The sequence below is a fragment of the Staphylococcus gallinarum genome, from assembly GCF_000875895.1.
Taxonomy (GTDB): Bacteria; Bacillota; Bacilli; order Staphylococcales; family Staphylococcaceae; genus Staphylococcus; species Staphylococcus gallinarum.
The window spans coordinates 1-241 of sequence record NZ_JXCF01000110.1 but is presented as its reverse complement, the minus strand read 5'-3'; the positions used below and the strand labels follow the sequence as shown (position 1 = coordinate 241).

Annotated in this window: 1 pseudogene; it reads right to left on the bottom strand. The window is 33.6% G+C overall.

The features are described from left to right. Positions 1-241 (bottom strand): annotated as a pseudogene (locus SH09_RS13665) (replication initiation factor domain-containing protein); the annotation flags it as partial.

Sequence of the window (241 nt, the reverse complement as noted above, 5' to 3'; positions counted from 1 at the left end):
TTCGTTCGCTTTTAAAGTCGATTTCATTAAGTCCGTTAAATCGACTGGCGAAATTTCTTTTATCAAATTTTTATATTTTGTTCTAGAATTTCTGTGAAGCTTTCCCCATTCTTCTTCATCCCTCAATAACATAAAAACTATTGCTCTATCCGCAGTGCGTTGGATAGTTTTCCAATCTGGTTGCAAGATATGTAAATCACTAAAGCAATCATTCCAGTAATCCACCATATCTCTTTTAAGT